At 60.3% G+C, this 13,022-nt stretch carries 11 protein-coding genes; 2 read left to right on the forward strand and 9 right to left on the reverse strand.

The window, feature by feature from the left end; translation table 11 throughout:
- Window positions 1-34: 34 nt before the first annotated feature.
- The 3 genes from ABJO75_RS03255 to ABJO75_RS03265 are packed head-to-tail and all read right to left on the reverse strand — an operon-like array spanning window position 35 to window position 3,252.
- Window positions 35-847 carry a phytanoyl-CoA dioxygenase family protein gene (locus ABJO75_RS03255; RefSeq protein ID WP_348131003.1) on the reverse strand — a complete coding sequence of 271 codons (813 nt, stop codon included), beginning with the start codon at window positions 845-847 and terminating at the stop codon, window positions 35-37.
- Between the two features lie 57 nt (window positions 848-904).
- On the reverse strand, window positions 905-2,056 hold the full coding sequence (locus ABJO75_RS03260) for an amidohydrolase (RefSeq protein WP_348131006.1): 1,152 nt from the start codon (window positions 2,054-2,056) through the stop codon (window positions 905-907).
- The gene (locus tag ABJO75_RS03265) at window positions 2,053-3,252 is read right to left on the reverse strand and encodes a diaminopropionate ammonia-lyase (protein ID WP_348131009.1); all 1,200 of its coding nucleotides are present in this window, start codon (window positions 3,250-3,252) and stop codon (window positions 2,053-2,055) included. Before ABJO75_RS03265 ends, ABJO75_RS03260 begins: the two co-directional genes overlap by 4 nt.
- A gap of 143 nt (window positions 3,253-3,395) precedes the next feature.
- Between ABJO75_RS03265 and ABJO75_RS03270 the strand changes: the two genes are divergently transcribed.
- Window positions 3,396-3,857 carry an Lrp/AsnC family transcriptional regulator gene (locus ABJO75_RS03270; protein WP_348131011.1) on the forward strand — a complete coding sequence of 154 codons (462 nt, stop codon included), beginning with the start codon at window positions 3,396-3,398 and terminating at the stop codon, window positions 3,855-3,857.
- Here ABJO75_RS03270 and ABJO75_RS03275 read toward each other — a convergent pair.
- Window positions 3,854-4,315, reverse strand: a complete 462-nt coding sequence (locus ABJO75_RS03275) for an Lrp/AsnC family transcriptional regulator (RefSeq protein ID WP_348131014.1) — start codon at window positions 4,313-4,315, stop codon at window positions 3,854-3,856. The two genes, ABJO75_RS03270 and ABJO75_RS03275, sit on opposite strands and share 4 nt — an antisense overlap.
- Window positions 4,316-4,453: 138 nt before the next feature.
- Between ABJO75_RS03275 and ABJO75_RS03280 the strand changes: the two genes are divergently transcribed.
- On the forward strand, window positions 4,454-7,867 hold the full coding sequence (locus tag ABJO75_RS03280) for an indolepyruvate ferredoxin oxidoreductase family protein (RefSeq protein ID WP_348131017.1): 3,414 nt from the start codon (window positions 4,454-4,456) through the stop codon (window positions 7,865-7,867).
- A gap of 124 nt (window positions 7,868-7,991) precedes the next feature.
- Here ABJO75_RS03280 and ABJO75_RS03285 read toward each other — a convergent pair whose 3' ends face one another.
- The 5 genes from ABJO75_RS03285 to ABJO75_RS03305 form a co-directional block, all read right to left on the reverse strand.
- Window positions 7,992-9,161 (reverse strand): acetyl-CoA C-acetyltransferase, encoded by a 1,170-nt coding sequence (locus ABJO75_RS03285; protein ID WP_348131020.1) that lies wholly within the window; start codon window positions 9,159-9,161, stop codon window positions 7,992-7,994.
- Between the two features lie 57 nt (window positions 9,162-9,218).
- Window positions 9,219-9,845, reverse strand: coding sequence for a glutathione S-transferase (locus ABJO75_RS03290; RefSeq protein ID WP_348131022.1), 627 nt, complete (start codon window positions 9,843-9,845; stop codon window positions 9,219-9,221).
- Window positions 9,846-9,859: 14 nt separating this feature from the next.
- Window positions 9,860-11,002: an acetate/propionate family kinase gene (locus ABJO75_RS03295; RefSeq protein ID WP_348131025.1), complete on the reverse strand. Its 1,143-nt coding sequence runs from the start codon at window positions 11,000-11,002 to the stop codon at window positions 9,860-9,862.
- On the reverse strand, window positions 10,999-12,372 hold the full coding sequence (locus ABJO75_RS03300) for a bifunctional enoyl-CoA hydratase/phosphate acetyltransferase (protein WP_348131027.1): 1,374 nt from the start codon (window positions 12,370-12,372) through the stop codon (window positions 10,999-11,001). The genes ABJO75_RS03295 and ABJO75_RS03300 overlap by 4 nt, the downstream gene beginning before the upstream one ends.
- Window positions 12,373-12,503: 131 nt before the next feature.
- Entirely contained in the window at window positions 12,504-13,007 is a 504-nt protein-coding gene (locus ABJO75_RS03305; RefSeq protein WP_348131030.1) for a class I SAM-dependent methyltransferase, read from the reverse strand.
- Window positions 13,008-13,022 lie beyond the last annotated feature (15 nt).

A 13,022-nucleotide genomic window follows, 5' to 3' on the forward strand; every position in this document is an offset into this window, starting at 1 on the left:
CAGTTGCCGGAGCACGCCGGGTAAGCGGGCAACGTCATTCCGCGGCGTCTCGCCGGGTCCAGATCACCGGGAACCAATCTTGTCGCAATTTCTGCCCCGGTCTCATGTCATGCCCCGGAAAGGGTGGCGACGTCGGGCCGGGCCGTTCGGTGTACCGCGCATCATCGCCGATCAGCCGCAGTGAAAACGCCCGCCGCCTTGCGTTACTGGTGTTGCCACGCGCGCCATGCAGGGTTCGATAGTTAAAGGCAACGGCATCGCCGGGCTGCATCGCGTATTCGACAATGCGCATCCCTTCGGCCTCCGGATCAGGGACCGGCATGTATTGCCCTTCGTCGGCAAAGAAGCCTTCGTCAGACACCCAGCGGGTCGGCAACACATCCTTGGGCCAGCGGTGTGATCCCGCAACACAGCGCAGCGATGCTTCGCTGACCTCATCCAGCGGCGACCAGAAACTGACCGTCTGCTGCCCCTGCACAAAATAGTAGGGCCCATCCTGATGCCAGGGCGTCGCCATCGAGGTTCCCGGCTCTTTCACCAGAACATGGTCGTGAAACACCTGCACATTGTCGGACCCCATCAGGTCCGCCGCCACCGCTGCAGCCTCGGAGGTACGGATCACCTCGGCAAACTCGGGTATCCGGGTCCAATTGCAATAATCATCAAAGAAGAGCCCTGTGTGCCCCTCCTTGCGGTTTTCCGATGCATAGGGCCCAGGCGCTGCCATGTTGGCCGCGACGCCTGCGCGAAGGGTTTCCACATGATCTGCAAAGAGCCCCCGGATCAAAACGACCCCGTCGCGCTGAAAGGTTTCGATGTCCTCTTGTGTCAGCATCGGGTGCGACATGACCGGTCTCCTGTTCGGAAAATGTGTTGCCAAGCATTGCGGCGAGCCTGCCCGAGTTCAAGCCTTGGGCGCAAGGCGATTGCGCACGATCGCCGAATGCACGAGCGCGCCGTGCATCAGGCTGTCATCGTTGAAATCATAGGCCGGACTGTGCAAGGGCGCTGATCCCTCGCCCGCGCCAATAAAGATAAAGCTGCCCGGCACATGGTCCTGAAAACGCGCAAAATCCTCGGATGCCGTGATCGGTGCGCCAAGTTCAGCCACGTCCTTTGACACCGCGCGCACCGCATCTGCCGCCGCCCGTGTCAGGTCGCCATCATTGATCAGGGGAACAAACTCCCGTGTATAGGAGACCTTTGCTGTCAGACCGAGCATCGCCGCGCGTCCTGCAACAATGCGGCGCATCTCGGATTCGACTGTTTCGGAAACGCGCGGGGAAAAGCTGCGCACGTCGCCCAGAATGTGCGCGGTTCCGGGCAAGGCATTGCGGGTTCCGTCGGTCAACAGTTCGGTCACCGAGACCACCGCCGTATCCGCCGGGTTAAGGCGGCGCGCCACGATGGTCTGCAGATCCTGAACCAATGCGCAGGCGGGCACCATCACCTCGCGCAGCAGATGGGGTTGCGAGGCATGGCCGCCCTGCCCCGTCAGAGTAATCTCGAAAATGTCTTCGGCTGACATCACCGCACCTTCGCGAGTCCGAACATGCCCCACAGGGACGCCCGGCATATTGTGCAAGCCATAGACCTCGTCAAAGGGGAACCGTTCCATCAAGCCATCGTCAAGCATCGCCAGCGCTCCACGGCCCCACTCCTCTGCGGGCTGAAACAGAAAGCGCACGGTGCCGTCAAATCCGCCCTCGGTGGCCAGCATCTGCGCCGCACCCAACAACATGGCGGTATGTCCATCGTGGCCACAAGCATGCATGAGTCCCTCGGTCCGCGACGCCCATTCAGCGCCTGTTTTCTCGGTAATGCGCAAGGCATCCATATCTGCGCGCAAGGCGATGGCGCGGTTCGATGTGCCTCGCTTCAGCGTGCCAACAACGCCGGTTCCACCAATCCCTTCGGCGACTTCCACCCCGAGTTCCCGAAGAGTTCGGGCGACAAAGGCGGCAGTGCGGGTTTCTTCGAACCCGAATTCCGGGTGTCGGTGCAAGTCGCGCCGCCATTCGACCATTCGCCTGTTGATATCTGCCGCCGCACTCATGCGATCGCCCCGCGCAACACATCTTGCGGACTGCGCCCAACAAGTTGCTCATACAGCTCTGGATCAGTTGCACCTTCGGTATTGATGACCAGCACCCGCGCGAAAGGCCCGAGATCGATCGTCTCGGCGAGGTCTGGCTGCCGCCGCATCGCGATCAATCCGGCAAGTCCTGCGCCACCGCTTTCTCCCGATACCACCGGCGGGTCCGAGGCAACCGGGTTAGCCAGCCGTTTCATCACTTCAATCGCATCCTCCTCGTCAACCGTCATGAACCCATCGGCGACCCGTTCGAGCACGCGAAACGCTACCAACGATGGCTCATAGCATTCCAGCATTGCCATGACCGTGGCCTGGCCCTCTTCGACCTTGATGGCTCGCCCGGCCTTGGCACTTTCAAACAGGCACGCGGCGCGCTGTGGGTCAACAACGATCACATGCGGGCGGCCCTCCCCGAGCACCACGGCCATATGCCCGGCAATTGCAGCCGCGAACCCACCGACGCCCGCCTGCAAAAACACATGCGTTGGCGGCGCATCCAGCTGATCCAGCGCCTCTTGCACAATCGCAGAGTAGCCTTGCATCACCAGCGCAGGAATCCGCTCGTATCCCGACCACGACATATCCGACAGCACGGTCCAACCTTCTTGCTCGGCGACGCGCGAGGCTTCGGTGACTGAGTCATCGTAATTACCATCCACCCGGATCATTCGCGCTCCAAAGCTTGCAATCGCGTCTACCCGTGCATCACTGACCCCGGCATGCACAAAGATCACCGCATTGGCCCCGATCAATTGCGCCCCCTGCGCAACGGACCGCCCATGATTGCCATCGGTTGCGCAAGCGAACGTCAATCCGGCGGCCACCCCGCGCACTTCTTCTGACATCAACTCATCCGCGGCGACATCGCGCTCAAGCTGCTCTGATGCTGCATCCTGAACCAGTCGCATCAACGCATAGGCCCCGCCAAGCGCCTTGAAACTGCCCAGCCCCAACCGATAGCCTTCGTCCTTCACATGAAGCGCACCCAGACCCAGTTCTGCGGCCAGCCCCGGCAGGGCATGCAAAGGCGTGGCGGCGTTGTTGTCGCGAAGGGCCAGCACCCGAGCGACATCAGCCGCGCCTTTGACACTCAGCGTCTCGGCATCACGCGGGTCCAACGGCATATGATGGGCAGGCATTTGATTCTTCAGATACATTTTCGGCGTTCCTCCGTGTTTCCGAAGATATAGTGCAGCCACCGCGAAAGAAGGGCTGGATTTTTGGCCTAATCGTGCAAGTTTGTTTCACCGATACCGCCAATCCATCCGAAACTCAAAACAAGACACTCAATGCGCGCGCCATGACCCCACTTGATTCCTTTGACCTCGCCATCTTGCGACTCTTGCAACAGAACAACCTGATGACCCAGCGGGAGATCGGGCAGTCCGTCAATCTGTCCGCGCCTTCCGTGCAACGCCGCATTCGGCGGATGGAGACCGATGGCGTGATCGCCGCCAACGTCGCCCGGATCACCCCCGAGGCTGTTGGGTTGACGCTGACTATCTTTGTCGAGGTGGAACTGGTCAGCGAAACGCCCGACGATATCGATGCGGCCAAGACCCGGTTTCGCGATGCCCCGGAAGTGCAGCAATGCTATTATGTGACCGGCGACACCGATTTCATTCTGGTGCTCGTTGTCGAGAGTATGGCCACTTACGAAGAGTTTACGCGCCGCATGTTCTTTCAGAGTGGAAACGTCCGCAAGTTCCGCACCTTTGTGTCGATGGATGCGGTTAAAAGCGGCGTCGCACTCGATATCTAGTCACTCGTCACCGGCCCGCTCCGTTTGACCGTCCGCAACACCACGTTGGTCTGGGCGCTGGCCACAGCCGGTTGTCGAAACAGAAACTCTTCGAGAAACCGGTTGAACGCAGTCAGATCGCGGCAGAGCAACCGCAGATGATAATCGCTTTGCCCGGTTGTGGCATAGCATTCCTGCACCTCCGCCCGGTTCTGCACGGCAGCAATGAACGCCTCTGGTCCCTCGTGATCATGTCGCGTCAGCTGGACATGCAAGATGGCCTGAAACTCCAACCCCATGCGCGCCGGGTTCACCTGTGCGCCGTATCGTTCAATAACACCCGCGTCTTCGAGGCTGCGCACCCGCCGCCAAAGCGCCGAAGCCGACATCCCAACGGCATCCGCCAGCTCGGCATTTGAGAGCCGGCAATCCTTCTGCAAGAGCGTTAGAATTCGCTGATCTCGGTCATCTATTTGCATCAAACTGGTTCCGTTTTTCGATTCAGCCAGAATTACTGGATAATTCGACCAAAAACACAAGGGAAGCCGCATCACTCTGACAGGACTTTTCACCCGACATACGGTAACGTACGAGGTCAAAGACCGCAGGAGGCTGCCGTGACCCACCCAAACCCGAATCTCACCACCTACCAACTTGATGATCGCTATGCGCTGACGCAGGGGCGCGTGTTTCTGACCGGCACTCAGGCGTTGGCGCGGATCATGCTGGATCAGGCGCGGCGCGACAAAGCGGCGGGTCGGAATACTGCGGGCTTCATTTCCGGTTATCGCGGCTCTCCGCTTGGAGCCCTGGACCTCGAACTCTGGCGCGCAAAGAAACGGATGCAAGAGGCCAAGATCACTTTCATGCCAGCGGTCAACGAAGACCTCGGCGCCACCGCAGTACTGGGCGCACAGCAGGCCAGCCTCGATCCTCATTGCGAGGTCGAGGGCGTATTTTGCATGTGGTACGGCAAAGGGCCGGGTGTGGACCGGTCAGGCGATGCGTTGAAACATGGCAACGCCTATGGGTCGGCCCCTAAGGGTGGCGTGCTGGTCGTCGCGGGCGATGATCATGGCTGTGTGTCTTCGTCAATGCCACACCAGTCCGACGTGGCCTTCATGGCCTGGTTCATGCCCACGCTGAACCCGGCCTCGGTCGAAGAATACCTTGAATACGGCGAATACGGTATCGCGCTCTCGCGTTTCAGCGGCACATGGGTCGGGTTCAAAGCGGTGTCAGAAACCGTGGAATCCGCGCGCTCGGTTGCCTTGAAGGCCGACCGCGACTTTGTACAACCCGAATTTACCGGCCCTCCGGGTGGCCTGCATGTGCGCCGATCCGACCTGCCCAGCCCCGAGATCGAGACCCGCATCGGTCACAAGCTGAAGGCCGTAGAGGCGTTTGTCGAGGCCAACCCGATCGACCGCGCCATCTATGACATCAAGGATGCCGGTTTTGGTTTTGTGTCCACGGGCAAAGGACATTTGGACCTGATGGAGGCGCTGCGCCTGTTGGGGCTGGACGAATCCGCCTGCCGCCGACTTGGGATTGATATCTACAAGGTCGGCATGGTCTGGCCGCTCGCCCATCGCGATGCGCTGAATTTCGTGTCCGGCAAGCAGGAAGTCCTGGTTGTCGAGGAAAAGCGCGGCATCATCGAAAGCCAGTTCAAAGAGCATTTCTATGACTGGCCCGGTGCCAAGCCAGAGCGCATGGTCGGCAAATACGACAGCCAGATGAACCCGTTGATCCCGTGGACTGGAGAGCTGTCGCCCCAGATTCTCGCGCCCATCGTGGCGGCCCGACTGGATCGTTTCTTTCCCGATGAGAACCTGCCCGCCAAAGCCAAGGCGCTGACCGAAACACCGCCTGTTTTGCTGAACGTTCCGGGCGCCACCCGGACACCCTATTTCTGTTCGGGCTGCCCGCATAATACCAGCACCAAGGTGCCTGAAGGGTCCACCGCAGCCAGCGGAATCGGCTGTCATGTCATGGCCAGTTGGATGGATCGCGACACGGTCGGTTATGCCCAGATGGGCGGCGAAGGAGTTCCCTGGACCGCGGCAAGCAAGTTCAATGGCGGCAAGCACATCTTTCAGAACCTCGGCGAAGGCACGTGGTATCATTCCGGCAGCCTCGCCATTCGGCAGGCGGTCGCTGCAAAGACCAATATCACCTACAAAATCCTCTACAATGATGCCGTCGCCATGACCGGCGGGCAGCCGGTCGATGGGCCGGTTTCTGTCACCGGTATCGCGCAGACCTGCCGCGCCGAAGGCGTCGAACGGATCGCGCTGGTCAGCGATGACCTCGACAAGTTCAACCGCTCTGATTTTCCCGCCCGCACGTCATTTCACGACCGCGCCGAACTGGATATCGTGCAGCGAGAACTGCACGACATCCCGGGCGTCACCACCATTATCTATGAACAGACCTGCGCCACCGAGAAACGTCGCCGCCGTAAGCGCGGCACGCTAGAGGATCCACAGAAATTTGCATGGATCAACGATCTGGTTTGCGAAGGCTGTGGCGATTGCTCGGTCGAGTCCAACTGTTTGTCGGTCGAACCCCGCGAGACGCCGCTGGGGCGCAAACGCAAGATCAACCTGAATTCCTGCAACAAGGACTTTTCCTGCCTCAATGGGTTCTGCCCAAGCTTTGTCACTGTCACCGGCGCGACGCGCCGCAAGCCCGAAGCGGTCGATCTTGACTTGCCGGCGTTGACCAACAATCTGCCTGCGCCCAAGCTGCCATCGCTGACGGAACCCTTCGACTTGTTGGTCACAGGTGTTGGCGGCACCGGCGTCGTGACCGTTGGGGCACTGATCACCATGGCGGCACATCTGGAGGGGCGAGGATCATCGGTGCTGGACTTTACTGGGTTCGCGCAGAAATTCGGCACGGTTCTATCCTATATCCGGCTTGCGGACCGGCCCGATGCGGTCAATCAGGTCCGGATCGACGAACGTGCGGCGGACGCTGTCATTGGCTGCGATATAGTGGTGAGTTCGGCACCCAAGGCCTCGCTCCATTACGGGCCGCAGACCCGCATGGTTTTGAACAGGGCGGAAATGCCGACCGGCGATCTGGTGCTGCACCGCGATGCCTCGTTGCGCACGGACGAACGCGAAGAGTTGATCGCGCGCACCATCGGTGCTGCGAACCTGTCGACGTTCGACGCCAATCGCGCGGCGGAACGCCTGCTGGGCGATGCGGTCTATGCCAACGTGATGATGCTAGGATATGCGTGGCAACAAGGGTTGGTCCCTGTCAGTGATGGCAGTTTGCAGCAGGCCATCCTACTCAACGGGGTTCAGATCGAAAAAAACCGAACGGCGTTTGCACTTGGCCGGGTTTTGGCAGCATCACCCGAACAGCTTGCCCGCCACCTTGACGACGCCACGCCCGAAGAAGAAACATTGGACGCAATGATCGAACAGCGCGCAGCATTCCTTGTTGCCTATCAGGATGATGCTTATGCCACGCGGTATCGTGATCAACTGAACACTCTTCGTGCCACCTTGCCCGAAGATGCGCTGCGCGCGGTGGCTCGTTCGCTCTTCAAGCTTATGGCCTATAAGGATGAGTTCGAGGTCGCGCGCCTGCAGACTGATGGCCGTTTTGCCGATGAACTGAAAGCGCAGTTCGAAGGCGATTTCAAGGTCAGCTATCACTTTGCGCCGCCACTGCTCAGCCGCAAGACTGATGCACGCGGTCGTCCGGCAAAACACGCATTCGGGGCCTGGATGACGCCAGCGCTGAAAATGCTGGCGCGAATGAAAGGGCTGCGGGGAACCGCGTTGAACCCCCTTGGCTATCATGAAGAGGCGCGGATGCATCGCGATCTACTGACTTGGTACGAAGCTCTCTTGCCTCGCGTTGCCGGCGCGTGGTCCGCAGAGACGCAAGATGCCTGCATGCGTGTTCTCGCAGCACCGGATGAAATTCGCGGGTATGGTCCTGTGCGACAGAAGGCGGCGGCGGACGCGAAAAATGACGTGGCCGACGTGATGAAAACACTGACCTGAAACGGTTTGGCGTTCGAGTTACGTATCGTTCGTCAGGAGATATTGCACCGCCTTTGGCGGCGCGACAGGCGAGGGGCGCTGCCCCTCGCGCTCCCCGGGGTATTTCTCGCAAGAAAAACGAACGTCAGAGCGCTTCGACAATGGTGACATTCGCGATGCCGCCGCCTTCGCACATGGTTTGCAGCCCATAGCGTTTGCCACGAGCGCGCAGCGCATGGATGAGCGTGGTCATCAGTTTCGCTCCGGACCCACCGAGCGGGTGGCCGAGGGCGATGGCACCGCCGTTCACGTTCAACCGATCTGGGTCGGCGCCGGTTTGTTTGAGCCAGGCCAGAGGGACAGGTGCGAAGGCCTCGTTGACCTCAAAGAGATCAATGTCATCGATTTTGAGCCCGGCACGGGCCAACGCGCGGTCGGTGGCAAAGAGCGGTTCTTCGAGCATGATCACAGGATCACCAGCGGTGACTGTCAGCGCATGAATGCGCGCCAGCGGCGTCAGGTTATGAGATTTCAACGCGGCTTCAGACACAATCATCACGGCCGCCGCACCGTCGCAAATCTGGCTGGCATTGGCGGCGGTGATGACACCATCTTCGCTGAGCGTTCTTACCGCACCGATACTGTCGAGCGTCGCATCCCGGCGAATGCCCTCGTCGATTTCGTGCACATCTGCACCTCCGTCGGTCATGATCCGAAGCGGCAGGATCTCGGCCTTGAAGGCACCGGCATCTGTCGCCTGCGCCGCGCGCCGGTGGCTTTGCAGGGCATAGGCGTCCAGATCCGAACGAGACAGGTTCCATTTGCTTGCAATGGCTTCGGCGCCGGTGAATTGGCTGAACATCACCTCGGGGTAATTGCGCGCGAGTTTCGGACTGGTCGGGCTGCCCGGAGCAGCGCGTCGCGCCCATCGTCCGGTCGACCCCATGGCGACACGGCTCATACTCTCGGCTCCGGCGGCGATCACCACATCTTGCGTTCCCGACATCACCGCCTGCGCGGCGAAATGAATGGATTGCTGGGACGAGCCGCATTGCCGGTCAATGGTCACAGCAGGCACAGTTTCGGGAAGCCCTGAGGCGAGCACAGCGTTGCGCCCGAAATGCAGGCCCTGTTCGCCAACCTGGCTGACGCACCCCATGATCACATCATCCACGGCATCCGGCGCGACACCTGCACGGGCAACGGTTTCGTCCAATACGGCGGCGGCAAGATCAACCGGGTGCCATCCCGAAACTCGGCCATCACGTTTGCCCCCGGCGGTGCGGGTGGCACTGACGATATAGGCGTCTGGCATGGGTGTTACTCCTCCGGAAAGTGGCGTGGGCAGATGAAATGCCACGCCATAGGCCTATTACCCGGCACTTGGCCGGGCGGCGATGTTGTCAAACCAGGTGCGGCTCGCCGTATTGGTTTCGGGAATGCGCATCTTGATGACCCGTGCAAAGTCGACAAACACAAATGCGGTGATATCGGCTAGGGTGAAATGATTGGCGGCAAGAAACGGACTCTCCTGCAGCCGCGCTTCGAGAACATCAAAGAACGTGGCAACCCGCGCCTTGCCGCGTTCTGCCAGTTCGGGGATTTGTTCATAATTCTGCGGACCCGGGATCGCCCGGCTTTTCATATGCGGATTTGAATTGCGCAATGCTTCGGCGATTGGCTGGCCGCCCTGCTGTTCGGCAATCGCGTTCCACATCAGGACAAGACCCTTTTCGTCGGGTGTGCGGCCCATCAGCGGCGGTTCCGGGTACTGGGCTTCGAGATAGGCGGCAATCCCGAGGTTCTCGGTCAGCGTTGTCCCCTCATCGGTTACCAGAACCGGCAGTGTCGCGCGCGGGTTGACCGCGAGAAACTCCGGCTGGAGCTGTTGCCCCTCGGCAATGCTGATATCATGAGTCTCGATCGCCAGCCCTTTTTCTGCGATGAACATGCGCGCGCGGCGCGGGCTGGGAGCAGTAGAGCAGTCGTAGAACAGCATGTGTTTCCTTTCGGTCAGGCGGCAAGGGCGCTGGCGACGGCGCGCGCGATCACGCGCTCTTCGTCGGTCTTGATGGTGAGGATCTTGGCGGCCCCTGCCCCGATAGACACCGCACCCGTGGCGTTCGCGTCAGCGTCCAGTTCCAGACCCAGAAAGTCCAGCCCCTCAATCACGCGCGCACGGATGGGGGCGGCGTTCTCACCGATGCCACCGGTAAAGACAACGCCGTCCAAACCGTTCAGCACGGCAGCCATCGCGCCCAATTCCCGGCGGATGCGAAAGACGTAGTAGTCAATTGCCTCTGCGGCGTGTGGATCATCGCTTTGCAGCAGCGTGCGCATATCGTGGCTGATCTGCGACAGGCCCAATAGGCCACTTTCGGAATAAAGCATCTGTTCGATTTGGGCGTGGGTCATGCCCTGCGCCATCAGATAGAGCAACACGCCGGGGTCGAGTTGCCCACAGCGCGTGCCCATGGGCAAACCATCCAGCGCGGAAAAGCCCATAGTCGATCCCCGGCTGCGGCCCTGCGCCACCGCACACATGGATGCCCCATTGCCAAGATGGCAGATAACCACCCTGCCCTGCGCCAGATCCGGCCAATCGCGTTTCAGCACACTGGATATGTAATCATAGGACAGACCGTGAAACCCATAGCGGCGGACGCCTTGATCATAAAACCGACGGGGCAGCGCAAACGCGTCATTCACGAACGGGTGCCCCCGGTGAAAGGCCGTATCAAAGCACCCGATCTGACGCGCTGCCGGAAACGCGGCTTGCGCTGCACGCACGGCGGCAAGGTTGTGCGGTTGGTGCAGCGGAGCCAAGGGCACAAGCGTTTCAAGCTGTTCGAGCGCCTCTTCGGTCAATTCGACAGGCGCGCCAAAGGCCTTGCCCCCATGCACGATCCGGTGACCGACGCCCTCGACCTGATGTCCTTTGAGATCACCCTCCAAGGCGGTCAGGATGGCACGCACCGCTACCGCATGATCGGCCGGGCCGATTTCACGCTTGGTACCGTCATGCAGCGACAGACGCGCGACCGGGCCAATATTTTCGACCTGTCCGGATTGCAGAATTTCGGGTTCTGATGCCGCGCGATACAGCCCAAACTTTAGCGATGAACTCCCCGCGTTCAGCGTCAGGATCGCGCTCATGCCGCACCTCCCGCTGCGTTCAGCGCCGCGATGGCACAGGATGCCAGGCGCGATTGTTCATCGTCAGACCTGCTCGTCAGAATGATCGGGCATTTCGCCCCCATCACCACGCCCCCGGCGCGGGCCTGGGCGAGAAAGGTCAACTCCTTGGCCAACATATTGCCCGCTTCCATGTTTGGAGCGACGAGGATATCGGCGCGCCCCGCCACCAGCGAGGTGATCCCCTTGGTTGCCGCCGCGCCAAGATCAACCGCGTTATCCATCGCCAACGGGCCATCGACCAAACCGCCGGTGATCTGCCCACGATCCGCCATCTTGGACAGGATCGCCGCATCCAGCGTCGACGGAATCGCCGGGTTCACCGTCTCAACAGCCGACAGTATTCCCGCCTTGGGCTGTTCGATGCCCAACGTCAGCGCAAGATCTATTGCATTCTGAACGATGTCCGCCTTGGTTCTGAGATCGGGTGCGATGTTGATTGCAGCATCCGTTACCATCAGCAGATGATCCAGCCCGGGTACATCCATCACAAAGACATGGCTGATCCGCCGCCCACCCCGGCGCAGCCCGCCTTCGCGTTTGACGATTTCACCTAGCAGGATGTCGGTATGTAAATGCCCCTTCATGATCGCGGAGACTTGTTGATCCAGCACCATGCGAACGGCCGCCTGGGCCGCGAGTCGATGATCGCGAGCCTCAACGATGCGATAGGGCGCGAGGTCAATGCCCTCGGCCTCTGCCGCTTCGGCGATCCGGTCGGGATGTCCAATCAGGATCGGGTCGATCAGCGTATGTTGGGCGGCCAGAATGGCGCCCCCCAATGCGTCCGGTTTTTCCGGCGCCACCACGGCGGTGGGCATCGCAGGCAATGGTTCGGCCAGTTCCAGCAGCCGTTCAAAATGCCGGTGGCTTTGGACCGTCAGCCCCGGCACATCTGACGCATCAAACCGGATGGACCGTTCGGGTGCGATCACCTCGGCCTCGCCCTCGACAATTCGCGTCCCATTTGCCGCCTCGACCCAGGTATCAAACCGCACCCTCCGGTTGTCGCCCTTGGCCACCAGCCGCACCTTGACCGTTAGCGTATCGCCCGCCTGCGCGCGTCCGATAAAACGCAAGGATTGCTGATGATACAGGGTGCCGGGTCCGGGTAACTGACAGCCCAGAACGCCCGAGATCAAGGATGCGACCCACATCGACGGCGCGATGGATTCAGGCTCTCCGTCCCCGTCGCCATCCGCCTTGGGCAAGTGCATCGGGTTCAGATTGCCCGACGCATTCGCAAACACATAAAGGTCATCGGCCCGGCACAGGCGCGAGACTTCGGCCTCCATGCCGATGACAAGCTCGTCATAAGGAATATTCTGCATAAGCCCCCGCAAGAACTGAGTTTACCAACGCCTAACGGGTTTGCGCACGCAAGGCCACTTTAGACGACAATCGCCGGTCATTCGTGAAAAGACATGCATATTCTTTAACTTATCGACGACCTCTGGCCGGTTCAGGCCTCGTCTTGCGGTTTTTGATAGATAAAGCAGCGTTCCGGCACGGCGCCTTCGGGTAATGCAACCTCGAAGAGATCCGCAAAATACATTCTGTCACTGGACACCATCATGCCGCCCGGTGCCAGAAGCGGTTCGATCAATGGCGAAACCTTGCGCGCAAAGATATCATTCTTTTCGCGGTTATGTCCGCCCAGATCGGCATGGATCAGGCTGGCGACCGCGCCCATCCGGGTCAGGGTTTCAGGCAATGTCTGGTTCACATCGCCGAGAATTGTCAGTTCTTCCGGTGGCGTGCTGTCCGGATGCGAGGCAACGGCGCGTTCAAAGACATAGATGTCGCGCGATTGGATACGGTTGCGCATGTGATGATAGGTCCGGCCATTGCCAAGACCCAGTTCAAACACTGGTCCCTGCATCATGGCGGTTTGGGCGATCGCAAAGTCAAGGCAAGCGCGTTGCGACACCATACGGTCGATGAAAAGGTCCAGGCGGCTGGTCATGGCGCGTCCTTCTTT

Source organism: Sedimentitalea sp., assembly GCF_039973035.1.
Taxonomy (GTDB): domain Bacteria; phylum Pseudomonadota; class Alphaproteobacteria; order Rhodobacterales; family Rhodobacteraceae; genus Sedimentitalea.

Bases quoted from the DNA above. Each gene is read 5' to 3' on its own strand.
- ABJO75_RS03255 (WP_348131003.1), bottom strand. From the start codon at position 847: ATGTCGCACCCGATGCTGACACAAGAGGACATCGAAACCTTTCAGCGC.
- ABJO75_RS03260 (WP_348131006.1), bottom strand. From the start codon at position 2,056: ATGAGTGCGGCGGCAGATATCAACAGGCGAATGGTCGAATGGCGGCGC.
- ABJO75_RS03265 (WP_348131009.1), bottom strand. From the start codon at position 3,252: ATGTATCTGAAGAATCAAATGCCTGCCCATCATATGCCGTTGGACCCG.
- ABJO75_RS03270 (WP_348131011.1), top strand. From the start codon at position 3,396: ATGACCCCACTTGATTCCTTTGACCTCGCCATCTTGCGACTCTTGCAA.
- ABJO75_RS03275 (WP_348131014.1), bottom strand. From the start codon at position 4,315: ATGCAAATAGATGACCGAGATCAGCGAATTCTAACGCTCTTGCAGAAG.
- ABJO75_RS03285 (WP_348131020.1), bottom strand. From the start codon at position 9,161: ATGCCAGACGCCTATATCGTCAGTGCCACCCGCACCGCCGGGGGCAAA.
- ABJO75_RS03290 (WP_348131022.1), bottom strand. From the start codon at position 9,845: ATGCTGTTCTACGACTGCTCTACTGCTCCCAGCCCGCGCCGCGCGCGC.
- ABJO75_RS03295 (WP_348131025.1), bottom strand. From the start codon at position 11,002: ATGAGCGCGATCCTGACGCTGAACGCGGGGAGTTCATCGCTAAAGTTT.
- ABJO75_RS03300 (WP_348131027.1), bottom strand. From the start codon at position 12,372: ATGCAGAATATTCCTTATGACGAGCTTGTCATCGGCATGGAGGCCGAA.
- ABJO75_RS03305 (WP_348131030.1), bottom strand. From the start codon at position 13,007: ATGACCAGCCGCCTGGACCTTTTCATCGACCGTATGGTGTCGCAACGC.